The 24,906-nt window shown below is 40.4% G+C and carries 19 protein-coding genes; 5 read left to right on the top strand and 14 right to left on the bottom strand.

Features of this window, described 5'->3' with window-relative positions:
- Window positions 1-2: 2 nt before the first annotated feature.
- The 5 genes from KO529_RS09570 to hemH all read right to left on the bottom strand — a co-directional run bounded on the left by KO529_RS09570 (window position 3) and on the right by hemH (window position 5,468).
- A complete protein-coding gene (locus KO529_RS09570; RefSeq protein WP_215947675.1) occupies window positions 3-785 on the bottom strand; it encodes an enoyl-CoA hydratase/isomerase family protein in 783 nt (260 codons plus the stop codon).
- A gap of 68 nt (window positions 786-853) precedes the next feature.
- Window positions 854-2,278, bottom strand: a complete 1,425-nt coding sequence (locus tag KO529_RS09565) for a sensor histidine kinase (RefSeq protein WP_215947973.1) — start codon at window positions 2,276-2,278, stop codon at window positions 854-856.
- Window positions 2,279-2,395: 117 nt separating this feature from the next.
- A complete protein-coding gene (locus tag KO529_RS09560; protein WP_215947674.1) occupies window positions 2,396-2,947 on the bottom strand; it encodes a CopD family protein in 552 nt (183 codons plus the stop codon).
- A gap of 107 nt (window positions 2,948-3,054) precedes the next feature.
- Window positions 3,055-4,437 (bottom strand): MATE family efflux transporter, encoded by a 1,383-nt coding sequence (locus tag KO529_RS09555; protein WP_215947673.1) that lies wholly within the window; start codon window positions 4,435-4,437, stop codon window positions 3,055-3,057.
- Complete coding sequence (gene hemH / locus KO529_RS09550) at window positions 4,437-5,468, bottom strand: ferrochelatase (RefSeq protein ID WP_215947672.1); 1,032 nt, start codon at window positions 5,466-5,468, stop codon at window positions 4,437-4,439. The genes KO529_RS09555 and hemH overlap by 1 nt, the downstream gene beginning before the upstream one ends.
- 321 nt (window positions 5,469-5,789) lie before the next feature.
- Here hemH and KO529_RS09545 point away from each other — a divergent pair, with 321 nt between their 5' ends.
- The 3 genes from KO529_RS09545 to KO529_RS09535 all read left to right on the top strand — a co-directional run bounded on the left by KO529_RS09545 (window position 5,790) and on the right by KO529_RS09535 (window position 11,665).
- Window positions 5,790-6,863 (top strand): mechanosensitive ion channel family protein, encoded by a 1,074-nt coding sequence (locus KO529_RS09545; protein WP_215947671.1) that lies wholly within the window; start codon window positions 5,790-5,792, stop codon window positions 6,861-6,863.
- A gap of 123 nt (window positions 6,864-6,986) precedes the next feature.
- Entirely contained in the window at window positions 6,987-10,520 is a 3,534-nt protein-coding gene (locus KO529_RS09540) for a TraB/GumN family protein (protein ID WP_215947670.1), read from the top strand.
- Window positions 10,521-10,822: 302 nt separating this feature from the next.
- The gene (locus KO529_RS09535; RefSeq protein WP_215947669.1) at window positions 10,823-11,665 is read left to right on the top strand and encodes an N-acetylmuramoyl-L-alanine amidase-like domain-containing protein; all 843 of its coding nucleotides are present in this window, start codon (window positions 10,823-10,825) and stop codon (window positions 11,663-11,665) included.
- A 2-nt stretch (window positions 11,666-11,667) separates the two neighbouring features.
- On the opposite strand, the gene KO529_RS09530 is transcribed toward KO529_RS09535, so the two are convergent.
- The 6 genes from KO529_RS09530 to KO529_RS09505 form a co-directional block, all read right to left on the bottom strand.
- Entirely contained in the window at window positions 11,668-12,954 is a 1,287-nt protein-coding gene (locus KO529_RS09530) for a glycoside hydrolase family 27 protein (RefSeq protein ID WP_252734363.1), read from the bottom strand.
- Window positions 12,944-14,731 carry an SGNH/GDSL hydrolase family protein gene (locus tag KO529_RS09525; RefSeq protein ID WP_215947668.1) on the bottom strand — a complete coding sequence of 596 codons (1,788 nt, stop codon included), beginning with the start codon at window positions 14,729-14,731 and terminating at the stop codon, window positions 12,944-12,946. The genes KO529_RS09530 and KO529_RS09525 overlap by 11 nt, the downstream gene beginning before the upstream one ends.
- 12 nt (window positions 14,732-14,743) lie before the next feature.
- Window positions 14,744-15,241 carry a GyrI-like domain-containing protein gene (locus tag KO529_RS09520; RefSeq protein WP_252734362.1) on the bottom strand — a complete coding sequence of 166 codons (498 nt, stop codon included), beginning with the start codon at window positions 15,239-15,241 and terminating at the stop codon, window positions 14,744-14,746.
- A 21-nt stretch (window positions 15,242-15,262) separates the two neighbouring features.
- The gene (locus KO529_RS09515; protein WP_215947667.1) at window positions 15,263-16,525 is read right to left on the bottom strand and encodes a chloride channel protein; all 1,263 of its coding nucleotides are present in this window, start codon (window positions 16,523-16,525) and stop codon (window positions 15,263-15,265) included.
- Window positions 16,526-16,889: 364 nt separating this feature from the next.
- Window positions 16,890-17,351 carry an FKBP-type peptidyl-prolyl cis-trans isomerase gene (locus tag KO529_RS09510; protein ID WP_215947666.1) on the bottom strand — a complete coding sequence of 154 codons (462 nt, stop codon included), beginning with the start codon at window positions 17,349-17,351 and terminating at the stop codon, window positions 16,890-16,892.
- A 160-nt stretch (window positions 17,352-17,511) separates the two neighbouring features.
- The gene (locus tag KO529_RS09505; RefSeq protein WP_215947665.1) at window positions 17,512-18,978 is read right to left on the bottom strand and encodes a Gfo/Idh/MocA family protein; all 1,467 of its coding nucleotides are present in this window, start codon (window positions 18,976-18,978) and stop codon (window positions 17,512-17,514) included.
- Window positions 18,979-19,479: 501 nt separating this feature from the next.
- Between KO529_RS09505 and KO529_RS09500 the strand changes: the two genes are divergently transcribed.
- On the top strand, window positions 19,480-20,604 hold the full coding sequence (locus tag KO529_RS09500; protein ID WP_215947664.1) for an inorganic phosphate transporter: 1,125 nt from the start codon (window positions 19,480-19,482) through the stop codon (window positions 20,602-20,604).
- On the opposite strand, the gene KO529_RS09495 is transcribed toward KO529_RS09500, so the two are convergent.
- Window positions 20,601-21,047, bottom strand: coding sequence for a GNAT family N-acetyltransferase (locus KO529_RS09495; protein WP_215947663.1), 447 nt, complete (start codon window positions 21,045-21,047; stop codon window positions 20,601-20,603). The two genes, KO529_RS09500 and KO529_RS09495, sit on opposite strands and share 4 nt — an antisense overlap.
- Before the next feature lie 72 nt (window positions 21,048-21,119).
- Complete coding sequence (locus tag KO529_RS09490; RefSeq protein ID WP_215947662.1) at window positions 21,120-21,941, bottom strand: glycoside hydrolase family 16 protein; 822 nt, start codon at window positions 21,939-21,941, stop codon at window positions 21,120-21,122.
- 521 nt (window positions 21,942-22,462) lie between these two features.
- Here KO529_RS09490 and KO529_RS09485 point away from each other — a divergent pair.
- Window positions 22,463-23,428, top strand: coding sequence for a hypothetical protein (locus KO529_RS09485; protein WP_215947661.1), 966 nt, complete (start codon window positions 22,463-22,465; stop codon window positions 23,426-23,428).
- A 538-nt stretch (window positions 23,429-23,966) separates the two neighbouring features.
- Here KO529_RS09485 and KO529_RS09480 read toward each other — a convergent pair.
- Complete coding sequence (locus KO529_RS09480; protein ID WP_111622887.1) at window positions 23,967-24,776, bottom strand: ThuA domain-containing protein; 810 nt, start codon at window positions 24,774-24,776, stop codon at window positions 23,967-23,969.
- Window positions 24,777-24,906: the final 130 nt, after the last annotated feature.

Raw genomic sequence — 24,906 nt, 5'->3', positions numbered from 1 at the left:
TTTTAAGCACCCGGAAAATTGGCCTTTCTTTTTTCCAAAAAAGCAGTGGTTCCCTCCTTAAAATCAGAAGTACCAAAACAACTGCCAAAAGCCTCTATTTCCGCTTTGAACCCGTTAATACTATTGTTAAAACCAGCATTTACCGCTTTTATTGCATAACTAATGGCTACAGGTGAATTATTCGATATCTTACCAGCAAATTTCATACATAGATCCATAAGATGTTCCTGCTCCACCACATAGTTGACCAAACCGAACTCCAATGCTTTGGAAGCATCGATCATGCCCGCTGTTAAGATCATTTCCATGGCCCTTCCCTTCCCTATAAGCTGTGGCAGTCTCTGTGTACCCCCATAGCCCGGTATAACACCTAGGGAAACCTCGGGAAGGCCCATTCTTGCATTATGGCTGGCCACCCTGAAATGACAGGCCATAGCCAATTCCAAGCCACCTCCCAAGGCAAATCCGTTAACAGCCGCAATGACCGGTGTGGATAGGTTTTCTACGAAATCGAACAATTGTTTTTGCCCTTTTGAGGCAAGTTTTCCACCTTCCTTCTCAGAAAAATTAGCGAACTCGGAAATATCGGCCCCTGCCACGAACGCCTTTTCACCGCTACCCGTTAATATAATCACCTTTACCTTTTTATCCTTTTCCAAATCTTTAAAGGCAAAGTGCAGTTCTTCAATGGTTGCCTTATTAAGGGCATTTAATTTAGTAGGCCTATTTATGGTAATAATGGCTACCTCTTTGTCTGTAGTGATAAGTAAATTTTCGTATTTCATTGCTTTAAAATTAATTTTCATCTCAAATTGTCAGAATATTCAATATCGCCTTTACTGTCCATATGGGCTTATATATTTACGCCTTCATTGGACATGGGAAACCGCACCGTAAAAACGGTTCCCTTACCGGGTTCGGAAGTAAAGTTGATAGTTCCTTTGTAGGTTTCCACAATATTTTTTACCATCCCCAGACCAAGGCCCATTCCGCTGGTCTTGGTTGTAAATTTAGGTTCGAACACCCTATCCTTTGATTGCATTGGGATTCCCATACCATTATCCTCCACGGTCATTTTTACAAAATCCCCATCTTTGGAGACCGTTACCAAAACCTTGGGAGCATCAACATTCACAATTGCCTGAGTGGCATTTTTGACTAGATTGGTAACTACCCTTATTAATTGAGTACGATCTAATTTGGCTATTATTTCCTCTTCCTCGGAGGAAAAATGAATATAGTTTTCATCAAAAATATCCACTGCCATTTTTACGATCTTCACCACATTCAGGGTCTCGTTCTGCTGGGCAGGCATATTGGCAAAGTTGGAAAAAGCAGAGGCGATACTACTCATAGTATCAATCTGCTGAATCAATGTTTTTGAATATTCCGAAACCTTTTTTATAATGTCGGGATCGTTCGGGTCGAACTTACGCTCAAAATTCTGCACGCTAAGACGCATAGGCGTAAGTGGATTTTTAATTTCATGAGCTACTTGTTTTGCCATTTCCCGCCATGCCTGCTCCCTCTCCCCTTTGGCCAGTTTTGCAGCACTAATTTCCAGCTCGTCTATCATTTCGTTATACGAGGTAATCAATTTCCCAATTTCTTCGCTCGGATTCTCCACTATAATCTTTTCGTTCCTCTTGGTAAGGTCGGTCTGATTTAATCTGTCGGAAATGGTTTGCAAGGACCTGGTGATATACTTGGAAATAAAATAAGCAAGACCAATAGCCAAGAGCATCAAAAGTAAATAAGCTCCTGTAAGCCTTAACAATATCTCCTTTAATTCCTTGTCGTTAAATGAGTTATCCTCAAAATATGGCAGGTTCAAAATCCCCACATTCTTAAATCTTTTGTCGCTTATGTAGGTATAGGACGCCTGATAACTATAGCCTGCGGCCGATTTTTGTTCCACGTACCTTTTGTTGGGCGAGGAAGCCAAATTGTTCAACACCTCTGCATCCAAACATGTGGAAATGGAATCTACTTCAAACTTGGGCCTAGAGCTTTTAATTAGTTGGCCTTGGAGATCATAAATATTAAAATTAATATTCTGTACCAAGGCAATCTCATAGATCTCATCACGGAAAATATGGCCTAAGTTTTCTGTTGTTACGGGAAAGGTAGTCTTTTGAAGTGCCAGATCAATACTCTGTTTTATCTGTTCCTCCTTACGCTCCATACGTTCGGCATGGTAATCCCTATTTTGCTCGCTGTATTGGTATATTGTGACGGCCGCAATCAAAACAAATGCAATCACCACCCAAAAAATCATGGAGATAAAAATTCGGGAACGCAAGGAAATGTTTCTCAACAATTGAAATGTATTTTAATTCCTAAAGGTAACAATTATCACGCCAAAAATAGTTGCCAAGTTAGGTTAAGGATTCCCCTAGGCTTCGGGATTTTTTTCCCGGATCCGCTTGTAAAGCCTTATCCCCAACATTAAAAGCACTCCCAGTACAACAATACCGACAACACCAAAAATCCAATTGAAGGTGCCCTTTAAAATCACCAAGAAAACCACAGCAAATAGAATTAAGGTAGCCCCTTCGTTCCAAATGCGCATAAATTTGGAGGTGTATTTCACCTCATCTCGCTGCAACTGTTTAAAGATCTGATGATTTTTTAAATGATAGGCTATTAGTAACAGTACAAAGGCTAGTTTTATGTGCATCCATGGCTGTTGCAACCAGGCCGGATACAAAAACAATAGCCATATGGCAAAAAAGGTAGCTAAAACGGCGGACGGCCATGTAATGATAAACCACAACCTCTTGGTCATCAACTTTAGTTGGTGGGTTAGGATTTCCCGCTCCGGTGACGTTTTTTGATCGGCTTCAATATGATAGATAAACAAACGAGGTATGTAGAACAATCCCGCAAACCAGGTAACTACAAAAATGAGGTGCAGGGATTTAATATAGTTGTAATAGTCGGTCATACAAGGTCTATTGTTCCGTAAAGATAGTAGACGGATTTCTGAAAAACTAATATAAATATCGGGACTTCATAATATTCCAAAATTCGATGATCAATTCAAAGTCAATCCTAGGTTGTGACCAAGGTAGCCCGTATCTCTTTCCTTAAAAAATAACCTGTAACCAACGTGGCCAAGACGTCTGCAATGGGAAAGGAAATCCAAACTCCCAGTTCCCCCAAGTAATTTGGTAAAATTAAAATGAGCGGTATAAAAAAGAAGCCTTGCCGGCTCAAGGTCAACAATAGGGCCGGTATGGCCTTCCCAATAGCCTGAAAATAAGCTGCACCTATCAATTGAACGGCTATAATTGGTGTCGCGGCAAAGACCCAGCGCATGGCCGAGGGGGTGTGTTCCAAAACATAAGAATTCATGGCCAGTTCTGAGGTCGACATATCTGGCCTGTTACTTAGAAATAAGGCGGCAATCTCCGCAGGAAAAATCATAAGCCCCACAAACACCACAAATGCCAAGCCAGCGGCATAAAGGATAGCGGTGTTGATCGATTCTCGTACCCTTTGGTATTTTTTTGCCCCGTAATTAAATCCCGCAATGGGCAGAAATCCCTGTGTAACCCCAAAAACAGGGAAGAGGGCAAACATAAGCATCCGAGCTAAAATGGCATAGACTGCGATCATGGCCTCCCCTCCCAAACCGAAGAGGATATTGTTCATCAACAAATAAATTAAACTTATTACAGCCTGCCTGGACAAGGTAACGAAACCTAAAGCCCCTATTTCTTTCAATATAGGGGTATCCAATCCGAAGTGGGACCATTTCAATTTAAGCTCGGAATTTTTGGACAGAAAAAAATATAGGATATAGGCAAAACAAAGAATATACCCAATGGTGGTTGCCCATGCCGCCCCCTCCATTCCCCAATCGAAGACATAGATAAAAATATAGTCCATCAAGAGATTCCCCACCGAAGGGATTATCATAGCGTTCATGGCAAACCTAGGCTTGCCTTCTGCCCTAATTACGGTATTCCCCATCATACATAGGGCCAAGAATGGCACCCCGTATAGCACAATGGTATAATATATCTTTGCCGGTACAAAAATATCCCCTTTACCACCAAAGGCCGGAATAAGACTATTTACATAATACAGGCCCAATATCACCATAACAATGGTGACCAGAAGAGTTAAGCTAATTTGATTTCCAAAGGTCTTTAGGGCCTTTTCCTTATTACTTCCGCCCAAGGCACGAGAAATAATGCTGGAACCTCCGATACCAATGGCCATACCGAGGGCCGCTATAAAAAAGGAAACCGGAAGTACTACATTGATGGCCGCTATAGCAATAGATCCGATCCAGTTGCCAACAAAAATAGAATCGACCAGAACGTTAAGTGACATGACCAAAATGCCTATAGAAGCTGGTACCGCCTGTTTTACCAGCAATTTCCCTATAGGTTCACTGCCCAACTGTTCTGAGGAAACCCTGGCCATTACGCAGGAAGTGTTTCCTTAGTCTGCCAATCCCCGATCCATTTCACCATTAAATTCACCCATGCCTCGTTATCGTTGAGACAGGGAATATGTTTGTAATCTTCCCCACCAGCTTCCTGGAACTGATGTTTTCCTTCCATGGCAATCTCCTCCAAGGTTTCCAGACAATCCGCAACAAAGGCCGGGGTAATTACCACCAAACGCTTAATACCCTCTTTCCCAAAACGCTCAAATTCAAAGTCGGTATAGGGCTTTAACCAGGGATCATTTGGCAGGCGGGACTGAAAGGAAAGACTCACCTTATCATTGGAAAGACCAAGTTTCTCCTTTACTTTCTCGGTCATCTCATAACACTGATGTCGATAGCAGGTATGGTGCGCCACGGAATTGGTCTTGCAACAACTTTCATCTATCTTACAATGAAATTTTGTGGGGTCGGACTTTCTAATATGCCTTTCGGGAATACCGTGATATGAAAACAAAATATGATCGTATTCAAAACCCTTCAACCCTGCTGCAATACTTTCTGAAAGTACCCCAATATAATCCTTGTTATTATAGAACGCCGGAAGCGTCGTTATTTTAATCTTAGGGAAAAATTCATCCTTTACCTCCATGGCCTTTACCACCACGGTTTCATAGGAAGACATAGCATAATGTGGATATAATGGCACCAACAGCACCTCGTCCACCCCTTTTTCGGACAGCTCCACCAAGGCGTTCTTAATCGTCATACTCCCATAACGCATCCCCAAGGCTACCGGAATTTCGCTTTGCTTTTTTACCTTATCGGCAAATCGTTCGGAGATCACTATTAAGGGAGATCCCTCTTCCCACCATATCTTTTGATAGGCTTCGGCCGATTTTTTAGGTCTAGTCTGTAGAATAATCCCCCGCACTATAATATTCCTTAACCAATTGGGGACATCTATAACCCTTTCGTCCATTAAAAATTCATCCAAATAAGGTTTAACATCCTTAGCTGTGGGACTATCCGGGGAACCTAAGTTTACCAACAAAACTCCTTTCATTCTTCCTTTTTTATCAATTTACCTGTGCAACAAAAATAACACATGCAGAGCAACTATAATTTAATTCCTATAAATAGTTTATCTATACCCGCATAGACAGGACCAATTTATAGGACATGGGCATATAGTACCTTTTTTAATACCGTTTAGTATTTTATTTCCAATGCCCCAAGTTTGCTTATTAATTGGGAACCTCCCAGCTTTTAATAAGTCCCTCTAGAGGTTGTTTAAAGTTAATAGGAGTATTATACTGTCCCGAAATTTTTATATTGAATAGATTTTAGTAAGTTAAAGTCCTTTTTGAACTTAAGCCAGATCTTTATGGAAAACATATTTCGAAACATAGACAACCAAACCCTCCTTTACGCTACGGGCACTTTTATCCTTCTGGCTATTCTTTACATCAGCACTTATTTTACCTTGCGCAAACTGGGAAGTAATCCAAAATATCTCATCCCCAAGGATGCCATGAAAAGAGTAAGTGTGCCACTTTTCATACTCTTCCTGTCCTTTTTAATTCGTTCAAAATCGCTTCATACCCTATTGTACCTAAACGACTATAGCTTTGTTATAAAAAAGTCTAGCACTCTGCTAATCATTTTTTCGATAACCTGGTTGATTTTGGTGGCTTTAAAGGTGGCCAAAAATTTAATTATCAAGAACTATGATGTAGAAACATCCGACAATTTAAAAGCTCGGAAAATTTACACCCAATTCAATATTCTAGAACGAATTTTCATTGTAGTAGTAGTGGTATTGGCCTTGGGTGCAGCTTTAATGAGTTTCGAAAGTATCCGGGAAGTTGGGGTAAGTCTTTTTGCCTCTGCAGGGGTAGCGGGTATTATCATAGGTTTTTCCGCACAAAAACTAATTGGAAGTATACTGGCCGGTATACAGATAGCCTTTACCCAACCTATAAAGTTTGACGACGTAGTGATTGTAGAGGGTGAGTGGGGCCGCATAGAAGAGATTACCCTGACTTATGTAGTGATAAAAATTTGGGACAAAAGGAGACTTATAGTCCCAACGACCTATTTTATAGAGAAGCCTTTTCAGAATTGGACCAAAACATCCGCAGATATAATGGGAACCGTTTTTATACATACAGATTATCGAGTTCCCTTCGATAAACTAAGGGAAGAACTCACTAGGGTTCTATCTTCCACAGATCTATGGGATGGAAAAGTAAATGTACTACAGGTGACGGATGCCAAGGCCCAGAGTGTAGAAATCAGAGCGTTAATGAGTGCTGTTGACTCGGCCACTGCATGGGATTTAAGGGTTTTGGTAAGGGAAAAACTGATTGGTTTTTTACAAGAAAATTATCCGGAAAGTCTGCCACATACACGTTTGTACCTTAAGGACGACCTTACAACCAAACCTTTCCAAAAATAGACCACCTTGCATAAGGTGTGGCATGAAACATGGTAGTTGAATACAAATAAAACGTTAATTATGCCCTAAGCTTTTATTCCTAATGTTTTTTGAAGCATTTTTAACTAAAATTTGGATTCTGGTATGCGTATTTACTTAGGTTTTCTATTTCTTATGATTTCCCAGGGAATTTTTGCCCAGGAGGAGAACAGTCTTCTTTGGGAAATATCCGGGAATAACCTAAAGGAATCGTCCTATTTGTACGGAACCATGCATGTAAGCCAAAAAATTGCCTTTAGGTTGGACGATGTTTTTTACGAAGCCTTGTACAAAAGTGAAATAGTGGCCTTGGAATCCGATCCGGATACCTGGTTGGAAGATTACGGCAAAATGCGTGGTAGCAGTATAGGCTATGGCACCGGATTTGTGACCAAAGGTTTTTATATCTATCCCTTTTCCATAAAAAACCCTACCAAGGAAATAGTGTCCTCATACCTTTCTTTGGATGATCGTCTTGTAAACAATATCCTTTACCGAACCAATGAAAGTTCCCAAAACTTTGAGGAAGAAACCTATCTGGACATGTTCATTTACCAGGCGGGGAAAAAATATTCAAAGCCTATTAGGGCTCTGGAGGACCTGGAGGAATCCACTGCCCTGGTGGGCAGGGCCAACATGAATGCCATGAAACCCAAACCGGACGAATGGCTTCAAAAAAAGATGCAGACCCAAGATGTAATGTCTCTTTTGCAGGATGCCTATAGGGAGCGCAATATCAATCTTATCGATTCCCTTGACCAGGCTATGTATACCGAGTATTATTTGGAGAACATGCTTTATGCCCGTAACAAAAATATGACGGCACGGTTGGATTCCTTAATGCATACGGCCACAGTATTTGCGGGGATTGGGGCAGCCCACCTCCCTGGAAAAAATGGGGTAATTCAACTCCTTAGAAACAAGGGATACGAAGTTAAGGCACTCTCCTCCCGATTTTCAAACAAAGGACGGGCCTTAAAAGATTCTTTGGAAGCCAAAACTCTCAGTAATGTTTATAGTAGGAGAACTCCTGATGATGGCCTTTTTAGCCTTCTTTTGCCCAACCAGCTATATCCAATAGCAGAATATACCAATACCACCTATATTTCACCCGATTTGGCCAATGGCAGCTACCTCATGGTGAACCGCATTCCCACTTTTACCTATTTAAAAAAGGACTACACCTACTCCTTGGATGATGTGGACAAACTACTGTTCGAAAATATTCCCGGAAAGATCCTTGAAAAGACGAAAATAGAAAACGGGACATATCCCGGTCTGGACATAAAAAATCAATTGAAAAACGGTGATTTTCAGAGGTATCATATCTACATTACCCCTTTGGAAATACTAATTTTTAAAATGAGCGGCCAAGGGGATTATGTGGTAAAACATTCGGATACGATTTTTAACAGCATCAGCTTCAATTCATTAGAAAAAAAACGAACGGTACTTTTTTCGGAATTCGATGACTTTGAAATTGAGATGCCAACCATTTACAATTTTACCAATCGCAAAAGAAAAGGCAATCGCTTTACTGAGGCAGTGAATCCAGAAACCTCCTCCTATTTCTTTCTAAAAAAAGCCACCCTCAACGATTTCAATTTTATTGAGCAAGACACCTTTGAGCTAAAACAAATTCAATCCAGATTTTATCAAGATCTTAAATTGGATCCCGAATATGGTACTTTCGATGACCAAAGCCTGACCTCTTCTGCCAAGTTCGATCCCAGCGGTTTACAAAAGCTTTATTTAAAAACCGTTATTTGGGGAAACAACTATTATCTCTTGGGCACTGTAACCAAAGACAGTACCGAGGCCCAGCACTATTTCGATTCATTTAAGATCAGGGAACCCAATTATACCGAAGAGTTTAAAAAAATACAGGATACCGCTATGTTTTTTTCTACGATTAGTCCCGTTGATCCACCAAAATTTGTAGAAAACAGTAATAATTATTACGAAAGGCACAAGAAACCCAAACCCTACAACGCCTACACTAAGAAATCTGTTTATCAGGACAAAAATAATGAGGCCATCTTGGTAACCGTAAACAAGGCCCATGATTTTCTAATGTTTCCCAATATAGATTCCGTTTGGCTGCTCAGGAGAAAATTGTACCGTCAGAATACTTTTAACATTATTAGGGAGGAACGCCCCCCGTACAATGAAAAATATCATGAACTAAACCTAACCCTGACAGATACGGCAAGTACTAGAGGAATACTGATAAAAAACATCGTTAAGGGGGGATTGCTTTACGAAATAAAGGCATTAATAGACACTGTTAGACCACCAAGTAAATTCGTCTCGGATTTCTTTAACAATTTCACACCCTACGATACCGTGGTCGGTTCCTCTATCTTAAGTGATAAAACCTCCGATTTTTTCCAGGCTATCAGACAGAACGACAGTATAGTCCATGACGGGTATACGTTTTTAAAATTTAATAAAAAACATGCCGATTCCCTTAAATACTATATATCGGAGTTCGACTTTAAAGACAATCAAAAATACCTACAGGCTCATATAATCCAGAAACTGGCCGAAATGCCAGACGTGGATGCTACCAACTTTTTTGAGAACTACTACGCAAGGTCTTACAACAACTCCAAAGCGCAAACGAAAATCCTACAGGCCATAAGCAAAAAACAAAATGAAAGTTCATTAGAACTGCTCTTACGCCTTATGTCCACCGATTTGCCCCTAGTATCCAGCAAACAGGAGATTCAAAATATATTCCAGCCCTATTTGGATAGCCTGCCCCTTGCCCGCAAATTATTCCCCGAAATATTGGACTACAGTGCCATTGAAGAATATAAATCCCCAATTTTCTCAATGCTTGCAAAGCTTAAAGCACGTGGATTGATCAAACCCAAGAGTTACAAGAAATACAAGAACCAGATTTTAAATGATGCGAAGATCCAATTAAAACGGCAACTTGGCCTTTCTATGGACCAATTGAACGAGGAGTCCCCAAGCAGCCCGCGTGATAACTATTACGATATCCTGGAAGATTATGCAGTGCTACTTTACCCATTCATCAAAGAAACGGAAGTAGCTATGTTCTTTCAACGTTTATCCACGGTAAACGATCCACAAATCCAAACTTCATATATTTCGCTGCTGGTAAAAAATGAAGAAAATCCAATTGGCAGGGAAAATAAAATACCGAAAAGTTTAATAATCTCCCTGTCCGAGAATCCAGAAACCCGTTTACTGCTATTTAAAAAATTACAACAAATTGGAAGACTCAATTTTTTCCCTTCCAATTATAGAAACCAAAAAGCCATTGCAGAATCCATTCTACACAATACCCTGGAATTAAACCCTGAACAGCATTCCATTGAATTCGTCAAGGACCAAAAAATGTATTATCCATCCACAAATTATCATAGTTACTACTTTAAAGTAAAAGATAAGGAAAGTTATAGTAACAATTTAAAAATGTTCATGTTAGTATTTACAGATACTGATCATATTCAGAGCAATCCCTACTACATTAACAAAGGGTTCAACATTACCGATATTAATACAGAAGAAGAAGTGTTACAATTAACGACCGAAGAGTATAATTTAAAAGACAGGCAACGTGCCATAGTGAACAATCCATCAGGATATACCGGATTTTCCCATTAGAAAGGTTGCTATTATCCAGATAGAGTCAACATTAACCATTATAGAAACCAACAACCACAAAAATGCATATTTTATAGCCAATGAAGTTTAATGGAAGACGAATCATGGTAGATTTTAATTAATTTCATTATTGAATTTTACAAAGGAAACCAGACGCCTAATATAATCCTGCTAAAAGAAAATATTTCTACCAAAATCAGATACCCTAAAAGGCATATAAAATTTAAAACCGTAAAGTACAACACATTTTAACTAATTTATTTACAAACAGTTATTTAATAAAATTTAAATTATCCATTTAAATGAAAACTATTTTCCTTAATCTCTTGTTCCTCTGCCTTATTCCCCATGGATCTGCCCAAAATCTAATTTGTTCTCCTCAGGATAGGGAAGCCTTTAACACCAAAATAAAGACAATTTCTAATATTAATACTGAAGATATTGGAACAACTATGGTTGCAGTGGGCAAAACGTTTATCGGAACTCCCTATGTGGCCAAAACTCTGGAAATAGGAGAAACTGAATCCTTGGTAATTAACTTTCAGGGGTTGGACTGCACTACCTTTGTAGAGAATGTTTTGGCTTTTAGTCTAATGTTACAAAACAACGAAAAGGACTTTGATAGCTTTTTAGACCATTTAGAAACCATTCGGTATAAAAATGGAGAGCTCAATGGTTATGCGTCACGGCTGCATTATTTTTCAGAATGGATCGCCAACAATGAGCATAAGGGCTTATTAAAGGATATGACCTCGGAAATTGGAGGTGTGGAAAGTAGTAAGGCCATCAATTTTATGAGCACACATAGAGAACTGTATCCATTTCTCAAAGATGATGAAAATTATAAAAAAATACAGGCTTCAGAGGAATTTCTGAAATTGCAGTCCATCTGTATCCTTCCTCAGGATCAAATAAAAGCTAATGAGCATTTAATTCAAACTGGCGATATAATTGCGCTGACCACTTCCATTAAAGGACTAGATATTACCCATACTGGAATTGCAAGTCGGGAAGCCGATGGCAGAATACATCTGTTGCACGCTTCCACAGGATCCATGGAGGTAGAAGTTTCCAAACTACCCTTAGCCGAATACCTAAAGGGCATAAAAAGTAATACGGGGATTATGGTGGCACGACCCTTATAAGGCTACCAATTATTTTCCTTGAACTGGAAAATGTTAAAGGGAACGGCCTCACCTTTAATCTTTAGAACCACAATCCCATGGCTGGGAACTTCCATCTGAATTGTTTCTTCCTTGGCGGTTTTATAGTCTTTATCGGCCCATATATCCCGAATGGTATATCCTTCAGAAGCCTTAATTCCTATATCCGATAGGTTAAAAGTTATGTTCGCCGGGCTATCGGACCTATTAAGCAATCCTACGGCTATTTCGCCGCTCATAGTATCTATAAGTGGTTTTGCCCAAACCTCCAATTCCCCATAATCTACCAAACGCCTTGACTGATAAACATAGGGACTTTGATTGAGTGCAATCATTTCACTATTACCCACCAGTTTCAATGTTTCATTGGACATAGTAGTTAGATCATTGCCCAACAAAAGTGGGGAATGCATTAAGCACCACATGGAAAAATGGGTCCTGTCCTCCTCCAGGGTCATTCCTCTACCAACTTGAAGCATATCCATATCATTATAATGTCCGGCAGAACTGTAGGTCCACAAATCCGCATTTAAATCAATAATCCTAAGAATAGATTCGAACCTATTGCTGATATCTCCGGAAATTCTCCATGAATCTGCTACCTGTGTTACCCATTTACCTGGAAACTTCCATCTACATACATTGAAAACTGTATTGGGGTTAATCTCCCTTATTATCTTTCCAATCTCTGAATATCTGGTTTCCTCATCCAATCCCAACCATTCTCCGCCACACCAATCCACTTTAATAAAGTCATATTTCCATTCCTTAAGATATAAGGTCAAGTCCTTCCGATCATGTCCATAAAGCCCCATTCCGGAGCCAATGGTGTCTTTATCCCAATAGGAGGCACAGGTATTGATCCCCGCATCGGAATAGATTCCTGCTTTTAGCCCTTTTGCATGAATATATTCTGCCAATGATTTCATTCCGGAAGGAAAGCGTTCCTTATGCACCAAGAGGTTTCCATTTTCATCCCGTCCCCCATAAAAGCCATCGTCTATATTGATGAAGGAATAACCGGCATTCTTTAAACCTGAGGACACCATGGCATCTGCCTGGGATTTTATAATCTCTTCATTAATATTCACCCTATAATTGTTCCAACTGGCCCAACCCATAATCGGTGCCTTGGAAGATTTTTTAGCTTCCTTCATTTCCTCCTTTTCCAAAGTGGCATTTAAGGAGTTTCCGTCGGTCTTTAAATTACAGGATAATGACAATATGCTCAATAAGATGGGAACGGTTCTATTCAAATTTCTAATTCGCATTTTTCTCCAAGGTTTGTTTTAATAATTTGCCTACTTTTCGGTATCCTTTTGCATTGGGATGCAAACCATCCGAGAAAAGACTGGCATCTATTTTCTGATCCTTGCCCAATAGCACCCCGCCAATATCTGCATAATCCACATTTTTAGAGGTTGCCAATGCAGCTATTCCCGTGTTTAAAATCCTCATACGTTCCTCCTTGTTCACCCTGGGAAACAACCCCAGCAATAACAGTCGCGCATTAGGCTGTCTTTCCTTTATGGCACTGATTACCATTTCCAATCCACTGAGAATCTCTTCATCCGTATTGAGGTGTTCATTGTTGGTGCCGATCATCAGGACTATTTGCTCAGCTTCAAAGCCATCCAATTCATCGTGATATATTCTCCAGAGCACGTTTTCTACCCTATCCCAACCAAACCCAAAATTGCGTACCTGCAATTCGTCCAAATTGGCCTTCCAGGAATCGGCTCCATTGCTTAAAGAGGCTTTTGGGCTACCTCCCCAATAATGGGTTATACTATTTCCGAAAAAACATATTTTTGGGGCACTTTCCCGATTCATTTTTAACAATTCCTGATGACGGCCTTCCCAAAGGTACATTTCGGGCTCCCTGGCTTGGGTTACCGGAATAGTTGTGGATATACCCCCTATAGGCTCCTTCAAGATCTCGCGTAAAGCTTTTTCATAGGCAACGGCATATTCCATCATTCCCAAATCCGTAGGATGGGTACCATCTACAAAACTCTCCATGGACAGATTCAGTTCTTCATTGGTTAATAGAAAAATATCCTTTATACCCTCGTCCTCCAATTGGACAAATGCCTCCTTGGCAATTCTATTTAAATCGGTGTAGGTTTTAAAACGTTCACTGTCTACGGCACCATCAGAATAACCGTCGTGGTCCACCAACAAAATTGGCGCTGAGGGACGCTTTGTCCTTATCTGTTTCACCCCGGAAATAAGAAGTTTCCGTACTTCATCCAACGAACGATCTTTGGTGGCGCCCAAATTCGGCAAACAATCCAACACATAGATTTTGGCATCAATTTCAGTAATAAAATTAATTACCTCTTCCTCCATTCTGCCATTTCCCGAAAAGGCTAAATTAATAAGTGGTCTATCCAATTTTCTTCCCAAGATAGAGGTCCATGCCATTCCTGGGCGAGAGGCGCAGGCCCCATGTGCAATGGAGGTGCCATAAACTACCACAGGTTTCTCCCTTCTTAATGGCAAAGGTTCCAAAACAGCCTCCACTGGTACTCCAATTTCCAACCACTCCACTTCATTGTACAAAGGCAAATACAACTGATACTCCCTACCCTTAGTATGGTATTCCTCTTTCGGGTCTATGTTGGAATAGCGATATTGTATGGTATCGGCAAAGGAATACTTTCCTCTGTACCATCTCCAATCCCCATCACTAGTCTTGGCATATAGATCCACCCCACTAACCCCGGTTGCTGGCATATGGGGCATGGCATGATTTCCTTTCACCTTATAGCGTACCGTAATAGATTCGGCATCACTTCTAAACCTAATAGAGAGGCCTGCTGAATGTTTAGATAGGTTCCAAACAGCAGTCCGAACTATTCCCTCGGCCTGCTTTGGCAATCTGTGATATCTTGAAGCCACCTGATCTGGCCAAGCTTGCCCTTCAACGACCAGGGAATTGGAATCTGCAGGATTCCACCAAGAAATAGCAGTGTCCTCCTGGGCAAGTGAAAATTGAAATAGCAAAATTATTGCCCATAAACCTAAAAACGATTTTTTTTCCATATCTACCTATTCTTAATTTTTTCTTTTAATGGGCACCCAGACCTCTTCTTCCGAATTTAAGTCGTTATTCCTGTATTTATCGCCCATAATCTCGAAATGCTCCCTATGATCCAACTCGTAATCCGATTTTGGCAACCATTCCCCATAAATATACTGTGCCGTTCCAGGAAAGCTACTTGGCAAACCCTTATGAACAAAAACGGCATATAATCCTCCTAACAAGGTATAGGTCTCCATACCACTGGGCAAGTCCTTATAATCTTCCACCTCAACAACGGCCCACTTTTCAAATTGGGTGGTATCATTAAATTCCGAAAAACTCAACAGCCGATCATAAACCTGCATACTTATCAAATTGGTGGTGACAGGGTTCCCAATTTCCTTTCTTCTGGTCATAAATCCCTGCCAAAGTTCCTTCGTCCTATCCCCAGATAAGCTCATGACCAATCGGTTGCCGATCAATTTTTTTTTCGATATCTCTTCAATTCGAGGCTCTATGTTCAATCCCATTTTACACAATCACTTAATTTATTATTCCATTTGTGAACCTATAAATGGTATTCTAGGAGCCAAAAAATATCCCGTTAAACTAGCAAACAGTATAGGGATAAAATACCCAAACCCGGTTAAAGTAGCCAAAAGAATAGTGGTACTCATAGGTGTTCTGGTGACACAGGCATTTATGGCCGCCATACAACTTATTATAGCCAAAATTGGATTAATGGAAGGGAATAAAATAGAAAGTATCATTCCTAAACTAACCCCAACAAAAAACAAGGGTATAATAAAACCACCCCGCCAACCAGAGGTAACAGTAATGGCAATAGCTACAATTTTAAAAACCAAAATCGCCACAAGCGCATTCAGTGATAGATCCTGAGTAAGCAGTTCGTTAATTTCATGATGGCCAAAATATCTCGTCAAAGGAAAAAAATAGGCTATAATCCCTAAAAGCAATCCCCCAATCAAAGTTTTTAAATAAATAGGAATCGGTCGCTTTTCAAAAATCAATTTAAAGAATTTGGTGCAGTATATAAATCCCCAAGCCACAAGAGTGCCACCCACGGCAAATATTACGGCATAGAGGAAATCGAACACGCCTGAATATTCATATTCGGATAAATTCCAAATAGGACCAATGCCCAAATGAATGACCAAAGCGAAAACCACGTAACTAAAACTACTTGCTACCAAGGCAGGAATAATAGCCTTATAGTATTCTACAGCATGTTTATGGTGCAGAATTTCCAGAGAGAATAAACTGCCTCCCAAAGGGGCGCCAAACAAGGCCGTAAAACCCGAAGCCATGCCCGCAATACTCAAGGAACGTAATTCTTCGCCCTTTAACCGGAATATTTTTCCAAGCCAAGTACCCGTTGACCCGGTAACCTGCACCAAAGGGGCTTCTGGGCCCAGACTACCGCCAGAGGCTACACAAAGCAAGGACGATAATATCATTGATGGATTATTCTTGGGATCCAACTTCCCCTTATTAAAACGAATGTTGTTTACAATGAGGTGGATTTCACCAGGATCACCAATAAAATGAATCACCAAACCGGCCAATAAACCAGCGATCGACATAAGGGGGATTACCTGCCAACCTGCAAAAAATGCCATTTTGTGGGTCAAGAATTCCAGCACAATCCAATATAAGCCAGCAATCAATCCCCCTAATAAACCAAGGAATGCCCATAATAAAAAGGTGCGACTGAATACAAAAGGATTAAACCGAATAGGCTGGTCCAAAATATTCAGATAAGTAATGAGTTTTCTTCTCCGTTTTAGCTTCACTTTTCGGCAAACTTTTTAGACAGGGATGCTTTAACTATCCAGGGATTATTTCGAAACTCTAAATATAAGGACATGATGGATAATGAAGAAGAATTTTAAGTAAGTATCCACTTTTATGGAGAGATATAGGAAAGAATTATTTCTTTTCTGCGGTTCGTTTACAAACCAGTTGGTCGGTTTAATATCATATTGAGCTGATTACAGCTCTGAAGCAGGTAAATCATCGGCGAATTATACACATAATCTGCCAACTTATCAATATTCCAGCATCGACAACAAACAAAAACCAACCTTTCGGTCGGTTTTTGTAATTATTCATACAACTGGCCACAAGCCAAAGGAAAAGCAAAAAACTAGGTGTCGATTAATTCACAGAAATCAAAGTGACCTCAAAAACAAGTACGGATCCACCAGGAATCCCACTATAATCCCTGCTACCGTAACCCAAATGGGCAGGCACCAAAAGTATTCCATTACCACCTTCCTTAAAATAGGCAATGCCCTCTGTCCAACCCGCTATTACCTGGTTTAAGCCAATAGTAATACCCTCTTCATCACTTTGATCGAAGACCGATCCATTAAGAAAATACCCTTTATAGGCCACAGTTACATTGGAACTGGCCACTGCCTGTGCTCCCGTCCCTTCTTCTTCAATTACGTAATAAAGTCCTGAATTACTTCTTATGGCGGTTAAGTTGTTCTCCTCAACATAGGCCTGGATATCCGCCTCGTTCTTGGCAACATAATCAATGTCCTCCTCTGTTTTCTTGTCGTTAGAACAAGAAATAAAAAGCATTAAGGCCAAAACAAAAAGTGTGTTCTTCATAGTTAATCTTTTTTAAGGGCCAAATATAGCAAAATACCTAAAGCCGTTATGCCGCCAATCCGTATGGGATTAAAAATTTTAGTTAATTATAAAATATAAAACACCCTTAAAACCTTATAAGTTGCGGTTTTAAGGGTGCTTAATTCCGTGTTATTCCAACTTATACTACAAAGCCAGGTCTGTAATTTCTCGTTACAAACTGGTTTGCCTCCTCAAGGTTGGTAATACGCATATTCTCTCCGTCCCAAAGCAATTTCTTACGGGCAAAGAACTCCATCTTGCCTTTCTCATTTTCTCTTTGCAACAAATAGCTACGAATGGCAAGGTTCCCCATTAGAACAGTCTCAGTCATAGGACCTGCATAGTCAAAGGAAGATGTTAGCCCAAGATGTTCCTTGCTGCCAAAACCGGCCTTACAGGCATCTATCCATAGACGTTGATGTCCGTATTCGGGTTCATCATTTGGCTCCACTTCCGGACCAAAATCCGTTGAGCCATCGTTCATATACAATTTTGGCATCAAAGGGGAACTATCGTTGATATTGGTAGAAATAATTCCCTTTTCACCTATGATCAATACCCCGTTCTGACTTCCATTACCTCCAATTTCGTGATCAGCCGGGATAATTTCTGGGTGTGCAGGTCTTATACCTCCATCGCTCCAGGTCATTTCTATTGGTGATTGACTCTTTTCCGTAGCTCCAAAGTGTAATGTTATAAATGATGAAGCCGGACATCCTTCTGGATGATAATCTGCATTCCACATATTGGTATATACCGCCCCCACGCTACATTCCGCATCTGTTGGATATTTAAGCCCCAAGGTTCTAAAAGGAATATCGATCAAATGACATCCTACATCTCCCAAAGCCCCTGTACCGTATTCCCACCATCCTCTCCATCCAAACGGATGCAAATTAGGGGTGTATGGCTTAAATTCCGATGGCCCTAGCCATAAGTCCCAGTTAAGGTCCTTTGGTTTGGCACTCGGATCTGGCTTAGGAAATGCTCCTCCCTGTGGCCAAACTGGCCTATTGGTCCATACCTGTACCTTGGATATCTTACCAAGGTCCCCAGAATCTACCCATTTTTGAACCATGCCCAATAACGGATTGGAACCTCCCTGGTTCCCCATTTGGGTCACTATTTTTTTGCTTCTAGCCATCTCGGTCAGCATTCTCGCCTCCCGTATATTGTGTGTCATAGGTTTTTGTACATATACATGTACCCCCCGCTCCATGGCATATGCAGCTGCCGGTCCATGAACGTGATCCGGGGTGGAAATGGTAACGGCATCGATCCCCTTTTCTTTGTCCAACATCTCCCTAAAATCTGCATAAAGCTTGGCTTTTGGGAAAAGTTCAACTGATTTTTTTGCCGATCCGGAGAAGTCCACATCACATAAGGCAACCACTTTTTCCCTACCTCCTACGGAAGCATTACGAATATCACTGGCACCTTTTCCCCCCGCACCTATGGCCGCAATGTTCAATCGGTCACTGGGAGCAGTATACCCAACACCCCCAAGAACATGCCTAGGCACAAAAAAGATGGAGGATGCCATAGCACCCTTTTTAATAAATGATCTGCGCGAATCCACAGCCTTTTTACATTTTTTCTTCTTCATAATTATTGATTATTAGATTTTTACATTGACTATTTTATCCATAAAAAATCCTCCGTAGCCGGAGTTATTACAACAACATTATTATACACCTAAGTACAACAATCATAGGGATACAGCAATATAGAACATATCCGTAAACATAATATCTAAGATTTTCTCAAATACTGTTACAATTTTAACCCTAATCAAAAACCCTGGCCCCTTGAAAATGAAAAGTTTATAAAATAAGGATTAAATTCCTGTAATTTGATTCCACCCTACACTGAAGAAGTTACTATGTTCCATGATCTGATACCACGTTCTCGGAGCCCACTGCTTTAATAAATACTTCCTCTGTAAAATAGCTAGAGTCTTAAATGGTAAAAAAGCCTTTCCTATTGACTCCGTTATGGCAACACAACTTTATATTTTAAGATTATTCATGTAATTAATGCAAATCCCCACCGTCTATTTATTTATGCCGGCGGATTCAATTATTCCTATACCCTAAGATTATTATCTATGATTTTTGTACTTCTTTTTGTAGTGGCATGCTTTCTGGCATATAGCAACGGGGCCAATGATAATTTTAAAGGTGTGGCCACCCTCTTTGGCAGTGGAACCACAAATTACAGTCGGGCCATAAATTGGGCAACACTAACGACATTTCTTGGTTCTGTTACCGCGATTTTCTTAGCTAGTTCCCTGGTCAAAAACTTCTCAGGCAAGGGCTTGGTCCCGGATGCTTTGATACAGACCCCTGAATTTGCAGTCTCAATAGCCCTAGGCGCGGGAATAACGGTGTTCTTGGCCACAAAAATAGGGATGCCTATTTCAACTACGCATAGTTTGGTAGGTGGACTTTTCGGTAGTGGAATAGTGGCTGTGGGAAGTACATTTAATTTTAGTCTGCTAGGTAGCACATTTATAATGCCCCTAATTTTGAGTCCATTGATGGCTGCCATCGCCAGTATAGTAGTCTATCTCCTTTTTAGACGATTACGTGTTTTCTTTGGAGTCAACAAACAAATCTGCATTTGCATTGGCCAAGAATACGTACCTATTGTAAACAATTTGAACAAGGTAAATCCTGTATCTAACTCCATTACCTCATACAAATCTATTAATATAGATAAAGAACAAAAATGCATTGAACGGTATCAAGGAGCCTTTTTGGGTTTAAATGCCCAAAAACTATTGGATGCTGCCCATTTTTTAAGTGCAGGGGTAGTTAGTTTTGCCAGAGGGTTGAACGACACCCCTAAATTGGTAGGTTTGCTCATTGTAATAAACACCCTATCTATAGAATGGGGCATGGTTGCCTTGGCCTTGGCAATGGCAATTGGGGGGCTATTGAACTCAAAAAAAGTTAGCGAAACCGTAAGCAAAAAAATAACGCCAATGAATCATGGGCAAGGATTTACGGCCAACCTTATTACAGGTCTTTTGGTAACCACCGCAAGTATACATGGCCTTCCCGTTTCTACGACCCATGTTTCAGTAGGCTCAATTTTTGGAATTGGTAGTGTAACCAAAAAGTCAGATATAAAAGTAGTCCGCAATATTGTATTTTCTTGGATACTGACATTACCTATAGCAGCCCTAATAAGTGCAATTGTCTATTTTTTGTTATCCAGCGCAGTTTAGCCTTTCTTGATCAAAGCCTCGGTTTTAAGGACATAAATACGGCTTTCTTTTTCCTTAAAGCCCAAACTTTTATACAGATTAATGGCTTCAATTCGCTTATCTGCGCTAAAAAGAAGGATTTCGGTAAGGCCATTTTCCTTACCCAATTCCACCAATTTTTCCATTAGTTTTCTGCCAATGCCCTGGCCCCGGTGCTCCACATCTACAACCACATCCTCAACCCAGCCCTTAATGCCGGATATAACGGTATAGGTGCACATTAAAGCCATTCCCAATACTTTATTGTTTTCCTTGCAATACACCAGACTAATCGGGTTGTCCGGATCAAGTACCTGCTTAAGGTCTATCTGTTTTATATCGGCATTTAACTGGCGGAATAATCCGGCCAGTTGTTGCTCCATATCAGGATTTACGTCTGACTCTTGTAGTAGGGCTATTTTCATGGGTTCTTATTTAATATTAAAAACTTAGGGTTATGATAATTTGCAAATTTAATTAAACTTATTTGGTCATACTTAATAGCCTTCCTTCTTTTGGTAAACCTTAACATAGTCGACCATAAAAACATCTGGAAAAATGGTTCTTAATATCTCCTCCTTTTTGTCTGGGTATTCCATGCTCAAGATCATATATTCCTCAATATTGGATATACCGGTAGTAACTTCGTAATACTTAAACCCGTCCACATAAAAAATATACTTGTCCGGGAACCATTCCAAACCAAAAGTATGAAACCCCAAACTTACCCCTCTGCGATAACTCTGCATACCCTTGGTAGATTGTTGATTGGGTCCGTAGGCCCAATGCACATTATGGGAAACTATATCGGTCCCCAATTTTTTAAAAAACTCCATTATATCTATTTCCGCCCCAAATTTGGACGGATCCTCCCCCTTGCTAATTCCTGGAGACTGCATCCAAAAAGCAGCCCATACACCCTCTGACTTTTGCAATTTGGCCCTACATTCATAATAGCCATATTTGGACATAAACTTACCTTGGGTACCTACAGCACTGCCCAAAAGGGAGTCTCCCTTTTTAAGGGCATATAATTTTAAATACCCGTTTTCTACTTTTACAGCCTCCTCGGACACATAAGCTATGGCCCTTGGTCCCACTCCTCTCACGGCCCATTTTGTAGTATCCAAAGATTTGCCCTTAAACTGATCTTCCCATATCAATTTATATCCCACTTTCTCCGGATTAAACCGCTTTTTGGACATAGGACCCTGGGCAGGGCGTTGCGCAAAGGCAAACTGCGTAATAAAAAAGAGGAATATCAATACGGTGGCCAATTTCATTTTTACGGATTTGTAACCTTCTATGGTTGTACACAAAAAAATTTCGGGTTAAAGTTCTTTTCCAGCCCTTTTATTCAATGGAATATTCCCGAGGTCAAAACACGGCTGAAACAACATATAATCAACGGTTTGGACCAACAGCAAGATAACACACATGAAACTACATTATCTGGCAAATTCTATCAAATACTGTTACAATTTTAACCATTAAGTCAATTACCTCAGGGCAAGCCTGTCTGCCGACAAAGGCAGGCCAATGAGGCATTGGAAGGAAACTACTGTTAACATTTCAACGACCGCCTTAACGGAACGGGCAAGCGTCGGAGCATTCAAATCCCTCTTAGTGAGTAAAATGTTTGGGTGTGTCCCTAGCGGGACGGGCTATCCGTTACAAGTCCTCGGCTTTTGCCTACGGGCTTTTCACTGCTATCCCTCACACGCTCTATCATTTGGACAGTCTATTTTTTGCCATTAATCAACAGCGCATAAAAAGGAATTATTATCTTACTTGTTCCAAAAAAACACAGCAAACCCTCCATACTAATAATAACCGGACCATGAAAACATACCTCCTTCTTCTTATATCCTCTACAATATTGCTTCTTGCTTGTAAAAAACACCAAAAAACCGGGGAAAATGTGACCATAGAGCAAGTTGCCATTATTACACCCAAAGATTCCGTACCCTTTCCTTCCGAATTAACACAATTTCAAACCTCAGCAGAGAATCCAATTTTTACCGGTACAGGTTCGGATACTTGGGACCAAAAAATTCGTGAACGCGGGTATATCCTAAAGGAAGACGATACCTACCATATGTGGTATACGGGCTTTCAAACGGAAAAGGAATCGCTTTCCCTAGGTTATGCCACCTCTTTGGACGGTATCACCTGGAAGCGCCATAAAAGTAACCCCGTTTTTAATGAGAGTTGGACCGAGGACATGATGGTAATAAAGGTAGGCGATACCTATCACATGTTTGCCGAAGGCAAAAACGATGTAGCCCATAGGTTAACCTCTACAGATCGCATTCATTGGACGGACCATGGTTCCCTGGATATGCGCAACGCCGATGGCTCCCCTTTGAGCAAAGGCCCTTATGGCACCCCTACGGTCTGGAGGGAAAACAACATATGGTATTTGTTCTATGAGCGCAACGACTTGGGCATTTGGCTTGCCACCTCCAAAGATCTAAAAGTATGGACCAATGTACAGGATGAACCTGTAATAACAATGGGTCCTGAAGAGTATGATCAATACGGCGTGGCCGTAAACCAGATCATTAAATACAAAGGATGGTATTATGCTTATTACCATGGCACCCCTTTTATAGACTGGAGCCTTTGGTCCACCAATGTGGCTGCATCAAAAGACTTGGTACATTGGAAAAAATATCCCCAAAATCCGATAATGGAAGAGAACAGATCCAGTGGCATCCTAGTTCCGGATGGAGACCAGTTTAGACTATATACCATGCACGACAAGGTAGAAGTACATTTTCCAAAAAGCCCCAAAAAGAACTAGGGTTGGCCTCTTTAACCTGGTTATTAACTTTCATATTTGGACTCCTCTTGCAGTTTTGTGCAAAATTTCAAATCCAACCACTTGGTCGGTTCTTGTTAAATCTGAACAACTAGGTGAGCCATGATACTTCGATATAAAACGCAATAAATCCTATGAAATACCACAATTTTTCGCTTAGTTGCCCAAAACCAGATCTAACAGACTATCCGGTCTTTTTGGAAAGTCATTAATTACCTCAATAATTGGATTTTATATGCCTTCATTATTTAATTCACGTTAAATATAGGGGCAGTTCCTGTTCTAAAGTGCTACATGGGCAAATACCTTACAACCCAACTCCTTTCCTAAATCATCCGCTAAAAGGGATTCAGTAAAAATTAAACAAAAAAAGTCCTGCGAGATTGCTGCCGACACACTAAATAAATTTAGCGTTGGTTGATTGGGTGTCGATAGAACCTTGCAGGACTACAGTAAAGGTTGGTGGTTATTAAAATTACAAAGTATTGGTGGTTAACTTTGTTTTGCAAATACCCAAGAGTTAATTCCTCTTTAGGCAATATTCAATTCCGCCCACCAAATGTTGACGGAAATTAAGGTCGTCAAAAGCTTCCTCAGTATGTCCCAAGCCAGTATAAAAGGCACGTCCGCCGTCATACTCATGGTACCATGCAATAGGGTGGTTATCACCATTCTTACCCCCCTCATAAGAGCTTTCATCCAGTTTCATGAGCACATGAACCTCTGGATTAATATTTTTATAGTTGTACCATTCATCAAAATGCGTCCAGATATCGGCCAAATGTTTGGTTGCAGGATGGTTGTGGTCTACCACGTCTATCCTAGCTGTTTGTTGTTTGGGGTGACTCAAAAAATAAGCCCCCACTAATTTGTTATACCATGGCCATTCATATTCCGTATCCGCCGCAGCATGAACACCCATAAAACTTCCGCCAGCTTGTATATATTTCTCAAAGGCCGATTGTTGCTCGTCGCCCAACACATCCATAGTAGTACTTAAAAAGACCACTAATTTAAACTTCTTAAGATTTTCGCTATTAAATTGAAGAGAATCCTCGGTATGGGTTACCGCAAAATTATTGGCTACACCTAATTTTACAAAAGTGGCTACCCCCTTTTCAATGGACTTATGACGGAAACCATTGGTTTTGGAAAACACCAAAACCCTATCCTTGGCCAATGTGTTGGCGGAAATTATTTTTTCTGGAATCTGTACAGGTGTATTGTGAAGATTAGGATTTAAGGTTACCTCTTCCTGTATTTTGGTGCTACCACATCCAATCACAACTACTAGCGCAATTAAGGCAATAGTACATTTATATAAGTGCATAAAAGTTATCGATTATCAATTTGAAGTTCTAAATATCTAAAATTTACCGCAACAAAACACATAATTTATCAATAATTCCAAAATATACTAGAGTTCTCACAATAATACCCCCACTTGTTAGAAATAAAAA

The organism is Arenibacter algicola, from assembly GCF_018860365.1.
Classification (GTDB): Bacteria; Bacteroidota; Bacteroidia; order Flavobacteriales; family Flavobacteriaceae; genus Arenibacter; species Arenibacter algicola_B.
The sequence above is the reverse complement of the archived record's forward strand: the minus strand, read 5'-3'. Positions and strand labels throughout refer to the sequence as shown.